8 protein-coding genes and 1 pseudogene are annotated in these 12,645 nt (G+C 46.1%); 6 read left to right on the forward strand and 3 right to left on the reverse strand.

Translation table 11 applies throughout. The annotated features are described in order from the left end of the window. Positions 1–1,773, reverse strand: a pseudogene (locus tag ACJMM9_RS07100) (hypothetical protein); the annotation flags it as partial. A gap of 159 nt (positions 1,774–1,932) precedes the next feature. Between ACJMM9_RS07100 and ACJMM9_RS07105 the strand changes: the two are divergent. Beyond that, positions 1,933–3,468 (forward strand): diguanylate cyclase domain-containing protein, encoded by a 1,536-nt coding sequence (locus ACJMM9_RS07105; RefSeq protein ID WP_405325128.1) that lies wholly within the window; start codon positions 1,933–1,935, stop codon positions 3,466–3,468. 23 nt (positions 3,469–3,491) lie between these two features. Here ACJMM9_RS07105 and ACJMM9_RS07110 read toward each other — a convergent pair whose 3' ends face one another. After that, positions 3,492–7,454 (reverse strand): EAL domain-containing protein, encoded by a 3,963-nt coding sequence (locus tag ACJMM9_RS07110; RefSeq protein ID WP_405325131.1) that lies wholly within the window; start codon positions 7,452–7,454, stop codon positions 3,492–3,494. Between the two features lie 193 nt (positions 7,455–7,647). Then, on the reverse strand, positions 7,648–8,385 hold the full coding sequence (locus ACJMM9_RS07115; protein WP_405325135.1) for an SDR family NAD(P)-dependent oxidoreductase: 738 nt from the start codon (positions 8,383–8,385) through the stop codon (positions 7,648–7,650). A gap of 293 nt (positions 8,386–8,678) precedes the next feature. On the opposite strand from ACJMM9_RS07115, the gene ACJMM9_RS07120 reads away from it, so the two are divergent. The 5 genes from ACJMM9_RS07120 (at position 8,679) to argC (ending at position 12,526) form a co-directional block, all read left to right on the forward strand. After that, entirely contained in the window at positions 8,679–9,044 is a 366-nt protein-coding gene (locus ACJMM9_RS07120) for a helix-turn-helix domain-containing protein (protein ID WP_405325137.1), read from the forward strand. A gap of 40 nt (positions 9,045–9,084) precedes the next feature. Beyond that, complete coding sequence (gene rlmN, locus ACJMM9_RS07125) at positions 9,085–10,158, forward strand: 23S rRNA (adenine(2503)-C(2))-methyltransferase RlmN (protein ID WP_405325139.1); 1,074 nt, start codon at positions 9,085–9,087, stop codon at positions 10,156–10,158. Next, the gene (locus tag ACJMM9_RS07130; RefSeq protein WP_405325142.1) at positions 10,152–10,772 is read left to right on the forward strand and encodes a methyltransferase; all 621 of its coding nucleotides are present in this window, start codon (positions 10,152–10,154) and stop codon (positions 10,770–10,772) included. The genes rlmN and ACJMM9_RS07130 overlap by 7 nt, the downstream gene beginning before the upstream one ends. Before the next feature lie 164 nt (positions 10,773–10,936). Then, a complete protein-coding gene (locus tag ACJMM9_RS07135) occupies positions 10,937–11,434 on the forward strand; it encodes a YchJ family protein (protein WP_173465248.1) in 498 nt (165 codons plus the stop codon). A 126-nt stretch (positions 11,435–11,560) separates the two neighbouring features. Then, positions 11,561–12,526 carry an N-acetyl-gamma-glutamyl-phosphate reductase gene (argC, locus tag ACJMM9_RS07140; protein ID WP_405325145.1) on the forward strand — a complete coding sequence of 322 codons (966 nt, stop codon included), beginning with the start codon at positions 11,561–11,563 and terminating at the stop codon, positions 12,524–12,526. Positions 12,527–12,645: the final 119 nt, after the last annotated feature.

A 12,645-nucleotide genomic window follows, 5' to 3' on the forward strand; every position in this document is an offset into this window, starting at 1 on the left:
ACTTGAGAAGATCCCTTCGGATGAACTTAAAACTACTTCCGACGAACTCGACCACAAAACATCTGAAGAGCTTAATTCTAGCGTTTCTGAAGAGCTGGACGACATTTCTTCAAAAGAACTGGATGAGACTTCTATTTCCAAAGAATCATAAACGGCGTAATATTTTGCATCAGCCTTCGCTGGCACAACAGCCTTATCCCACCCCTTGAACGAGTAAGAATACTTTTCTGTAGAATTTCGCAACGGAGTTCCTTCATAAACATACGTCTTGCCATACTGAACACTCTGCGATTCAATCAACGTAGAATCCCAATTAAAGAACGAGATTTCATAAAAGACATTGCTCATGTCCTTGAACTTTGCCGAGACTGTCTCGTTCTGCGTAAACACGCTAGATGCATTTACCTGTGTACCGCCACTTGTAAACCAGCCTTCAAAAACATAATTTTCAGCCGCCGCAGGCGCTGCCGGGAACGCGACCTGACCCTTGGCATTGGAATATTGAGTGGACAAAGTCGTGCTGCCATTCTTAAAAACAATTTTATTCGTCTTTTTATCGCTGAGCATTGCCACATAAGCATAGCCTCCATTGATAGTCCAAACTCCATTACTAGAAGTTTTGGTGCCGCAAAGCATATTCATGTCGTAAGCAAATGAACCCGCTTTCATTTGTGCAGTCGTTCTTCCTTCGACCTTTTTTCCTATTGATCCGTTATTCTTGCCAACAGCACTTTTGTTCGCCAATACAGTTTTATCGTAAATGACGCAATCCCCAACCTTTCCGGAGTTTACAGCCACAGCACCACCTACATAATAGTCGCCACTAACACTTCCTTTTACTTTACTTGTGCTTAAGGCATCCCAAAGTTTGGCACCGTTATTACTCATACCAACAAGACCACCTGCATAAGCATATCCATAATCGGTTGTAGATCCCGTAGATCTCGCCGATGCCTGTCCAACAACTTCGCCGTGGTTGCTCACGTGCTTGATTTCACCATCGTTCGTTCCGCTTATACCCCCAGCGTACGATGCGGCCATCCCGTCATAAGCAGTCATTTGAGCCCCAACCCAAGCGTAGTTGACACTGTTCCAAATAAGTTTTTCATTGACAGCGGCTATACCTCCCGCATATCCGTAAAGCATCGTCAAATTATTCGAAGTTACGTTCGTCTTGGCGCTAATAGAAGCTCTATTGAAGCAGTAGCGGATTTCGCCCTTATTTTCACCAGCAATACCACCAGCATAAAGATACGCTGTTCCAGAACTTACTGTACTCGTCACCTTGACACTGTTGTTACCGACATTGTAAATTGTTCCGTAATTATGAGCCGCCACGGCACCCGCATATTCAGAACTTGTAACAGAGCCTACATTTAGGCGCAAATTTTTCACCGACCCACTGCTACCGATATATCCAAACAAGCCGACATTCGAGCCGCTTGCCTTAAGACCGTAGACGACCTTTCCGTTACCCTCGAAAATGCCATTGAACGGTTTGCTGCTTGAACCAATCGGAGTCCAGTTAGTGCCACAAGTTTTCGTTTCATCGGCACCCAGAACAATGTTTGCCGAGAGCACTGCGTTTATCGTATTTTTTCCGCCGTTCACTGTCGCGGCAAACCACGCCAAGTGATTCGGAGTCGTAATCGAATAGTAGCTTTTGCCATTGATTGTAGTCGTTCCTGGCTGTGTCTTGCCACCACTCCATGCAGCGAAAGTCTGTGTAAGAAATGAAAAAATGAGCAAAAAAACGAGGGACTTATTTTTCATGAGCGCAAATGTAAATATTTCGTAAGAATAATTCAAGATTCTATTTATTAATAAATATCACACTTCAGCCCGCCACACATACCATAATCACGGTATTTCCGCCCCATAAACTCCAAAATTATATATCTTAAGGGCAATAACAGCTTTGAGGTGTATTAAATGAAACTCAACTTTTCATTGAGGATCGCTTCTGAAAATGACAAAAACATTTTCAGGACCTTTGTCGTCGAAAAGAAATTGATGTGGGATACCAGTATCTCTGTGGATTCTCCAGCTAGCGATTCTTTTGAAGTTTTACTAACTGACGACGCAAATGAAGCAATCCAAGCCGTACAGGACAAGCGCCCCCAAAGCGAAACCGTTTTCTTAGGCGAGATTGCCAAAGTCGAAAGCGTGTACGAATCGCTTCTGGATGTCTGGCCCAAAAACGAAGCCAGCGCCATCCGCAAGATCCGTATCGAGAAATTACTCCAGAATTTGCAGACCCGCTTTGACGCCTACCATTACCAGAATCTACTCACGACAGCAATCGACAGCGTCCCAGACCTCGTGTGGTTCAAAGATAAGATCGGCGCCCACATGATGGTGAATAAAGAATTCTGCAACACAGTCCATAAGACAAAAGAAGATATTCGCGGTCGAGGGCACTATTATATTTGGGACATCTCCGAAGAGGAATACAAGAAGGGCGAATACGTCTGCATGGAATCCGAAGAAGAGACGATGTCTTCTGGTCATACCTGCATTTTCGACGAACCGCTCAAGACCAGCAGCGGCATGAAGCAGCTAAAGACTTACAAGACCCCGCTTTACGACATGTTCGGCAATATCGAAGGAACGGTCGGAATCGCAAAAGACGTCACCGACTTTGGCAACATGGGGCTTGAGCTTTCGATTCTCGTAGAAAACCTCCCGTTCCCGCTGATTCTTTGCGATACAAACAGGAAAGTTCTCAAGATGAACGATTCCTTTAAAAAGCTTATCGAATCGATCGACGGGACCTTCAAAAGCTTCCAATACCAAGAATGGCTACAGCACAACATGACTCCCATTGGGGAAGAAGATGTTGATTTGGAAGGCAAGTCTAGAAAGAGAGAATATGAAATAAATCTCGCCGGACAAACGCGCTATTTTAAAGTCATCGAACAGGAAATCATTGACTACTTCAAGAATACATCTGGCTACTTCGTGATTTTCAATGACGTGACAATGGTACGCGAATATGAAAAGATGATTCTGAACGAAGCGAACACCGACGCCCTAACAGAGCTTTACAACAGGCGTTATTTCGAGGACTTTATCCACAACAACGCCAAAAGATCCATGACGCTCATTTACATGGACCTCGACCGCTTCAAGGAAATCAACGATAATTTCGGGCACAAGCGCGGCGACCAGATTTTGAAAGGTTCGGCAAAGTTCATCCAGGAAACATTCCCCGACGGAATTGTCGCACGCCTGGGCGGCGATGAATTTACAGTCATCTTAGAAAAAGAAATCACCGAAGAAGAAATCAAAACACGGTGCGAAGAGCTGAACAAGAAGATCTGCACACTCATTCGCGCAAGCGATTTACGCATATCCATCAGCTACGGCATTTCTTCAACAGACGGCAGCCGCAACACAGACCAGCTTCTGCGTGAAGCGGATAAACGCATGTACGAAAACAAGCGCGCAAAGCAAGGATATAAATAAAGGGGCATCGCCCCTTTTATTTATCAATTATTATCTCTCATATTCGTTATGTCCGATATGGTAACGATGTATTTTTGAGAGCCATCGTAAAGCACTCGTCCACGAACAAATTTAATCTGCCCATTTTCGAGCTTTAGCGATTTGCCATACGGTTCTCCCGAAGCACTATACAGCTTTGCACGTTCCAAGAATTCTTCCGCAGAGCAAAGCGGTATCTGGAAAAGCTTACAAAGGTTGTCCATAGAATCCGTAATCGTTCTCTGGACATACATAGGTTTTCCATCAACACAGGAAAGGCTCAATATTCTATCGTAATTGCCATCGATATAGATAATCTGGTCATACAGATTCAAAACAACAGCATCCGTCAATTCCTTATAGGCTTCGACATCGGTATCGTTTTCATTCTGGAGTTTCAGAATGACATCGCCAGTATCTGGATCCGCCATCATATCAAACGTGGACTTGATGGAGAACCATCCATTTTTAAAATTATAGCTCAAATTGAGCGGCGAAACAGGCCGCTTATTCACATAGTCAAGAATCAATTTTTCACGAGTGTAATCTGACACCTTTTGGACATTTACACAATCCTTTGACATAAGCCCTGTCAAATAATTGTAATGGACATCGTAAGTATAATTACCAGAAAAGCCTTCCGGAATATACGTTATGCCCTCCATTCTCAACACTGGAGAATTCTTCGTGAGGTTCCAGAACAGGAATGCCTTGTAACCCGGTTCATAAGACTTGGTATGCGAAGCTTCACCAGAAGACATGAACAATTTGAAAGCATTCTTTCGGCCAAAATAATTTTTGAGGGCCATATCGTCTTCAGAGACAAATACTGATAAAATACGTCCATACGGAGTATCTCTATAGAATCTGCCCACATGATAAATCCGCTTAACAACACCTTTCTTCGTCTTAATACGATATGTTGTCTGAGTCGGCATAGAGCTACCACTGCGGAAAAGCGTTTCAAGCTTTTCATCGACTCGCGCATAGTCTTCAGGGAGAACGGCTCCTTCAAATTTATGCCCTGTCAGCGCACGGAAATCATCCTCGTTATCGCAATCAAAAATTTCGAGCGCCTGTCCATTGACATAAAGAATGTCTCCGCTTACAGCATCCAAAAGAACGACTCCGCCAGGAACATATTCCATATAGTTCAAAGCAAGCTGGTGGAGCAATTCCGTATTCTTGATAGCTCCATCAATTTTCGACTTGACCTGCTCCTTGTTTTTTATAGGCGTATGAATAAACTGATAAGCACCCAAACGGACACTTTCTTTCGCCAGTTCCATATTATCCGTCATCACCACAAACGGAATCTGGAATTCTCGCTTTTCGCCTCTAAATTTTTGAATAATCTTGAAGCCATCAATTTTCGGAAGAGCGGCATCAATCAGGGCAAGCGAGATTTTGTTACCGTACTCCAGCAAAATATTGAGGACCTGTTCACCATCATTAGCCAGCATCACGTTGTAATCCGACCTCAAGATTTCTTCTAGGAATGCCCGATCCTGCGAGTTCACCGTTGCAAGCAAAATATTCTTCGCCTCGGCAGGGAACTTCACCATTTTTTGCTGTGCCGAAGCACTTTCAACAGCGCTCACATGCGTATTGCGGAACGTCAAATCATAAATATGGCAACCGTTAATATCGGCAATCAAGCGCCCTCCCAAGAACACATAAGTTCCATGGGATGCATAAGTCGTCTGTAACGGGGCCTTATAGGCAGCGTGTTCTGCCTCGCGTAATTTTTCATAAACCGGATTACCAGGATCATTACAAGCAACCTCAACATCCTTAAAACTTGTAAATCCTAGACTCATGAGTTGTTCTTCGTATTGCTGGTTTACAAACAGGAACTTAAATTTCCCATCTTCATAAGACATGATTGCCTTAGGAGAATCAACCAGATAATCGAGGCGTCCAAGCCTTGAATACACATGGCGAGCCTTCGGATCTTCAACAGGCATTCCCATAGAAGCCATGTGTTTAAGCGTTTCCTTCAAGGGCATCGGTTTACCGTAATAGTACCCTTGAACCTTTTCGCAGCCAATGCCCTTCAAAAAGTCCATCTGCTCCTTAGTCTCTACACCTTCAGCAAGAGTCTTAAGGCCCAAATTTTTCGCCATACGAACTGTCGAACGGATTATGGTACGGGATGTCTCATTGAAATTCGACAGGAACGCCATATCAATTTTCAGCTCATCAAACTTATAATCCTTCAGCGTATTCAGAGAAGAGTAGCCACTACCAAAGTCATCCATCCAGACTTCATAACCAGCAAGACGGAACCGTTCAATTTCGTTTCGGACATAAGAATCCGACGCAATGATACTTTCCGTAATCTCGACACGAATATAGTCACGATCGATTTTATATTTTTCGAGCGCTTCTTCAACAACTTCGAAGATATTGCAGCCAATAAAATCCAGACGCGAAAGGTTAAACGAAACCGGAACTACCTGATTTCCACTATCGATCTCCTCTCGCATTTCCTTACAGACAATATTAATGACCTCGCTATCAAGTTTATGGATTTGTCCAGATTCTTCAAGAGCGCCAATAAATACAGCAGGATTCAAGAAACCATATTGCGGGTCAATCCAACGCGCAAGAGCTTCCATACCGCAGAAAGTTTCCGTGATCGTACGGACAACCGGCTGGTAATAAACTTTGATGTAGCCATTTTTTATAGCTTCGTCAATGTGGTTCACAACGTAATTCTGCAAGAATAGCGCCTTGCGCAGATCTTCGTCATAATAGCGAACAAATCCGTCACTAGACTGTTTTTTGACTTTACATGCAATTTTCGCCTTTTCGCAGACATCAAGCATCGCTTCAAATTCATCAATCTTACAAATGCCGACGTTGACATCCATTGAAATTTTTGAAACGGTACTCTTGACAAACCTTCGAATTTCATTCAGTTTGCTTTCAACATTTACCATGTCTGCAATAATCGTAAAGTGATCATTGGATTGACGGCAAATCAAATTTTTCGGGAATACTTTTTTTAGGAATGCCGCGAAATGAAGCAGGAACTCGTTCCCCTTACTGTAGCCGTTGGCATTATTATAAAGCTTCATCCCGACGATGTCAAAGTAGATAACCGACGGTATACCGCCAGCATTTCTAATATCGTCCGCATAGTTTTCACCACGCATGCGACAGTACTCCATGTTCGGGAGTCCCGTCAATGTATCAAAATACCTGTCAGTTCTTTCGCTTATCCGATGGAATATGGCATCCACGCCATGCCATTTGATCAAAGAAGCTTTTAAAATAAGGTCTCCGCCCGTACGCGAATTCGATACAAGAACTTCGCCTCTTTCAAGGACCTCGTCAAGAGTAACCAGTTGCGGTTCTTTCGGATCAAAAAAGTATTCTTCAAAGGTGATTCCTGGATTAAAGGCCTTTACCGGCGTCCAGATTTTCTCTACAGAAGCACTGATCATGTAAATTTCGTGAGTCTTTGCATCCACAATAACAAAAGGCTCAACGGTATCACTATTTAAAAATTCAATCAGGCTCTTATCAAATTCGAGGCGTTTTTCCTTATTTTGTTCAAGCGCCTCAGTCACATCGTCATAAACGACAACTGTATATTCAGTGGAATCATCAAAAAAATGATGATAGCCTATGGAATGAATAGTACGGTATTCCTCTTTTCCATACAGTTTTTGACGATAAATAACCTCGTAGCGCCCATCCTTTGATTTTGCAAATTCTTTGGCCTTGTTCGCAACATATACAATATCTTCATGATGAACACCCTTATACATGTCCGTATCAAGGAAATGCAGTAGATCTTCACGGGTACAGCCAGGTTTCTGCCAGCGAATAAGTCCATTAGAGACGAGAATAGTTTCAAGATGTCCATTTGCAAATCGATAGACCGCAAGCGGAATATCGGAATTTTCCAATTCCTTCCTTATCCCCTCTGGAATTATATTTTTTTTCTGCACAGACATAGCCACACATCCTCTACAAGAAAGGGAGCAGAAGCATCTTACAGCAAAAAATTCAATGCTCCCCTTGAAAAAAAATAACTTCTAATGTTTAAAATAATTTAATATTTCGCCATTTGCAAGCTTTTTGACATATTTTTGTAATATATTTTAATAGCGAGTGTGATATTCTTAACTTTTTGAGGATGCAGAAAAACTACGCAAATACCTTGCTTCCGGCCTCGACTGCATCAGCTATGCTCATACCCACGTAATCCTGGGCGCTAAACCAGCGACCGCTCTTCTTATCGTCAAGAAGCACACTGACAAGAGCGCCCGGCACAACGCTTTCGGGAGCATTCGGGGCGTTCGGGCCACCAAGATCCGTGCGCAACCAACCCGGATCCATGACATTCATCATCACGTCGGTACCATTCAGCTTGCAGGCGAAATCCTTCACGAACTTCGTGAGGGCAGCCTTTGCGCATGCATAAGCGGCTAGTTCCGGCTCATTGGCGATACCGCTCGTGGTAAGCTGCATGCGGCCAAAGCCACGCTTGATCATGCCCGGCAAAAAGTGGTAGGCAATTTTCATCGGGGCAAAGAAGTTTACAGCCATTGCCTGACGGAAGTCTTCCATCGTATTCGTCGTGTAATCGGCAAAATAGTGGCTCATAAGGCCCGCATTGTTGAACACGAGGTCCACCTGGACGCCAAAGGAATCGATTTCGGCAAGGGCGGCGTCAATTTCGGCTTCATTTTCGAGATTGCAGCCCACAGCCTTCACTTGAACGCCATACGGAGCAAGTTCGTTAATCACCTTTTCGGCATGGCTCTTGTCGCGGCCCTGCAAAATGAGATTTGCACCGAGTTTAGCCATTTCGATCGCGATGAGGCGACCAACACCACGGCAACCTCCCGTCACCAAACACCACTTCCCTTTGACGTCAATCATTCGTATCCCTTTGCGCAATGCGCGATAAATTTGCTCTTACGAAAAATAATCAATCTTTTCCAAAACAGGCGCCCAAACGAAAGACGATTCTGTATACAAATGTAAAGACTTATCTCACAATCCCTTAAATTAAAATCAATTTGATTTTAAACAACAAAAATTCGAGTCAATAAATTAATAGACATTTTATGACAATAAATAAGAAATAAAACCCAAAATATCAAAGTTTTACGTCATTTTGCAAACTAAAGCATGCACTTAACATTTCCAAAATTTCATAAAATTAGGCTCCAATGAATTACGAAACACTCCTATTACACGAAGCCATCAGGCTTCTTCTTATTTCGATTAGGCAACAGCGGCAACACACGCAGCAGTCGCTATCCATTGAATCAGGAATTTCAAGACAATTCATATCGCAAATGGAATGCGGGAAACGTATCCCCTCTATAGACACGCTCTCCCAGCTTGCCATAGCTCTTAAAACAAGCATCAGCTCCCTTTCCGTAGAACTTGACCGCATATACCAGCATCTTTTTTGGCAAAAGCACCCAAAACAAGCAGGGAAAAACGACGACGAACCGCTCCAGAATGTCGCTGAAAGTGATTTACCACACATAGAGTACATACGCAAGGCCAGGGGATTACGAAAACCCTAGCCCTTAACAAGAAGCTTAAAATTTTCTATCTTTTATAGATATGGAATGGCAGCGCAATATAAAAACTTTGACAACCGACGAGCTCAAAGCTTGGCTTCGGGACGTTGACGAAAAGCCCTACCGCGCCGACCAGATTCAAAAATGGCTATTCTGCCAGCAGGTGCGTTCTTACGACGAGATGGTAAACATCTCCCCTGCCCTCCGCGAAAAAATGGCAAAACAGTTCACGCTTTGCGGCCTCAAGGAGGCGCAGCGTTCTGTTTCTGTCGATGGAACGGTCAAGTGGCTTTTTGAGACCGAAGACGGTCACCATATCGAAACCGTGATGATACCTGCAAACGGTCGCTATTCCGTTTGCGTTTCAACCCAGGTCGGCTGCGCCATGAACTGCGCATTTTGCCGCACCGCGAAGATGGGATTCACGCGTAACCTCGAAGCAGGCGAAATTCTCGAAGAAATCATCAACGTCAACTGGTACCTGAAAGATAACGGCTTCATGAACGAAGAAGGCGGCACGGCCCAGGTGACGAACATCATCTTCATGGGCATGGGCGAACCGCTCAACAACCTCGAGAACGTCCACCGCGTCTGCTGCACGCTCCATAACCAGAAACTTTTCAACATGGGCGCAAAGCGCATGACCGTGAGCACTTCGGGTGTCGTCCCGAAAATCAAGGAACTTGTCGATCGCAACACGCCCTGCTGCCTCGCGGTAAGCCTCAACAGCACGAACAACGAATACCGTTCGTCCGTGATGCCGGTAAACAAGACCTGGCCTATCGAGAAACTTTTGGAAGCGGTTGACGAATACATCCGCCGCACCGATAACTATGTGACGTTCGAGTTCGTGCTCATCCAGAACATCACCTGCACCCCCAGGGCCGCAAAAGAACTCATCCGCATTTGCGCCCCGCGCCGCGTGAAGGTAAACGCCATCGTGCTTAACGACGGTGACGACCCGACGCTCCACGCCCCCACCCCCGAAGAGGTGGAGGATTTCCTCGCCGCCGTGCGAGCTGCTGAAATTCAAATAACGATCCGTAATCCGCGCGGTAGGGACATCCTTGCTGCGTGTGGACAATTAGCGTACAAAAAGGAAGGTAAAGAATGTTAACGCAAAACCTCCCGGAATTCTGGGACAATCTTTATGCCGAAGGCAAGGACTACTGGAATTTCAAGAAGGCTACTCCGGCCCTGCTTGAATTTTTCAAGCACCCCTCCTGCCCCGCAGAGGGCTCCGTGCTGATTCCAGGCGCCGGGTTCGGCTATGATGCCGAGGCATGGGCTTTGCGTGGACACGAAGTTTTGGCAGTCGACTTTGCCCCGACCGCAGTCGATGAACTGGACCATTTGAGCCGCAAGCACAAGAACTTGCGCTCCCTTGACCTCGACTTGTTCACCCTTTCTCCGAAGGATGCCAAGCGCGGTGGCCAGCAGTTCGACATCATTTACGACTACGGTACGTTCTCGGCAATCCATCCGGGCCGCCGCGACGAATTCTTCGAAGTCTGCTACAAGATGATGAAGGACGACGGCGTGTTCATCTGCCTCATGTACCCGCTCATGAACGGCAAGACCATGCAGGGTCCTCCGCACTGCATGAGCGAAGGCGAACTCATGGCTCGCCTGGATGGCGTGTTCGACATTGTTGAACGCATCAAGCCCACGAACAGCATTCCGGGCCGCGAAGGCAAGGAAGAGTTCTGGCTCTTGAAGAAGTGCCTGTAATTTAGAAGAGAGAACGCCCGCTGTAGCGGGCTACAGACTAGAGACGAGAGAATGAAGCTCTCGTCTTTTTTATTACAGGAACCTCTGTAAAAAATAAAGCGGGGAACTCCACAGGCGCACCATTTTTTTGTATTTTTAGCCCAGTTTTTTATAAGGATTTTACTATGGCTAACGATTTATGCCCGTGCGGTTCTGGCAAAGCATATTGCGACTGCTGCGAACCGATTATTAAGAAGACCGCCCTCGCCCCGTCCCCGGAAGCCCTTATGCGCTCCCGCTACACTGCTTATGCCAAGCACGAAATTGCATGGCTCAAGGATTCTCTCGAAGCCACCCAGCGTGACGACTTTGACGAACCGAGCGTAGAAGCATGGAGCCGTCAGTCCGAATGGCTCGGCATCGAAATCAAGCAGACCAAGACCGAAGAAGACAAGAACATCGGCTGGGTCGAATTTGTCGCTCGCTTCAAGCAGGGCAACATCACTCGTAACCACCACGAACTTGGCGAATTCCACAAGGTCGGCGGCGCATGGTACTTCTATGATGGTCGTGCCGTAAAGCAGGAAACTGTCCGTCACGAAGGTCCGGTTGTCGGTCGTAACGACCCGTGCCCGTGCGGTTCTGGCAAGAAGTACAAGAAGTGCTGCGGCGCGAATAAGTAAGAAGTTAAGAGTTCTGAGTTACTAGTTACTAGAATTTCATAACAAGAATTTCTAGTAGCTGTAATCTATAAACTAATAACTTAATAATCCTAGTAACTATCAACTATTAACTAGTAACTAAATCAAATGTTCAAGATATTCGTAGATGGCGAAGCAGGGACCACTGGCCTGCAAATTTTCGAGAGACTTGCCAAGCGCAATGACCTGGAAATTCTCAAGATCAATCCAGAACTCCGCAAGGACGTGAACGAACGCCAGAAGATGATCAATGAATCTGACGTGACGTTCCTTTGCCTCCCGGACGCAGCGTCCATGGAAAGTGCCGCCCTCTGCACGAATCCGAACACGCGCATCATCGACGCCTCCACGGCTCACCGCGTGAACCCGGCTTGGACATACGGTATGCCGGAACTTTCGGCCGAACAGCGCGAAGCCATTTCCAAGAGCAAGCGCATTGCAAACCCCGGTTGCCACGCCTCCGGATTTATCCTCGGCGTCCACCCACTCGTTGCCTCGGGAATCCTCCCGAAGAGCGCAAACCTCGCCGCTTACAGCATCACCGGTTACTCCGGCGGCGGCAAGAAGCTCATCGCCGAATACGAAGCCGAAGACGCCCTCAGCCACAAAGTCGGTGAATCGAAGGCCATCATGGCTCCCGCCCCGTACGCGCTCGCGCTCGCCCACAAGCACCTCCCCGAAATGAAGAAGTACTGCGGACTCGAAAACGTCCCGTTCTTCAACCCGGTGCTTGGCCCCTACTACAAGGGTATGGCCGTGACGGTCGCCATCTTCCCGAACATGCTCACGAAGAAGGTCGGTCCGCAGGACTTGACCGAAATCCTCGCCAAGCATTATGAAGGTTCGAAGTTCGTGAAGGTATTGCCATACGAAGCCGCTCCGGTGCTGTTCAACGGCCGCTTGGACCCGACGGTCTGTAACGATACGAACAACGCCCGCATCCAGGTTTTCGGCAACGAAAACATCATGCAGGTCACGACGATTATCGACAACCTCGGCAAGGGTGCTAGCGGCGCCGCTATTCAGAACATGAATATCGCGCTCGGCCTCGACGAAACGATCGGATTAGTTTAATCCAATTTCATCCGCGAAGGATCCAGTTAAATTTCAGAAAACGCCAAAGCTCCACGAGTTTTGGCGTTTTTTGTTTTTGGAGGTGAAATTTGTACTCTATGAAATTCACCAAAAATTTC

It is taken from the genome of Fibrobacter sp., from assembly GCF_045112255.1.
Lineage (GTDB): Bacteria > Fibrobacterota > Fibrobacteria > Fibrobacterales > Fibrobacteraceae > Fibrobacter.

What these genes read in the sequence shown, in the direction of transcription:
- ACJMM9_RS07105 (WP_405325128.1), top strand. Translation starts at nt 1,933, where the DNA reads ATGAAACTCAACTTTTCATTGAGGATCGCTTCTGAAAATGACAAAAAC.
- ACJMM9_RS07110 (WP_405325131.1), bottom strand. Translation starts at nt 7,454, where the DNA reads ATGTCTGTGCAGAAAAAAAATATAATTCCAGAGGGGATAAGGAAGGAA.
- ACJMM9_RS07115 (WP_405325135.1), bottom strand. Translation starts at nt 8,385, where the DNA reads ATGATTGACGTCAAAGGGAAGTGGTGTTTGGTGACGGGAGGTTGCCGT.
- ACJMM9_RS07120 (WP_405325137.1), top strand. Translation starts at nt 8,679, where the DNA reads ATGAATTACGAAACACTCCTATTACACGAAGCCATCAGGCTTCTTCTT.
- rlmN (WP_405325139.1), top strand. Translation starts at nt 9,085, where the DNA reads ATGGAATGGCAGCGCAATATAAAAACTTTGACAACCGACGAGCTCAAA.
- ACJMM9_RS07130 (WP_405325142.1), top strand. Translation starts at nt 10,152, where the DNA reads ATGTTAACGCAAAACCTCCCGGAATTCTGGGACAATCTTTATGCCGAA.
- ACJMM9_RS07135 (WP_173465248.1), top strand. Translation starts at nt 10,937, where the DNA reads ATGGCTAACGATTTATGCCCGTGCGGTTCTGGCAAAGCATATTGCGAC.
- argC (WP_405325145.1), top strand. Translation starts at nt 11,561, where the DNA reads ATGTTCAAGATATTCGTAGATGGCGAAGCAGGGACCACTGGCCTGCAA.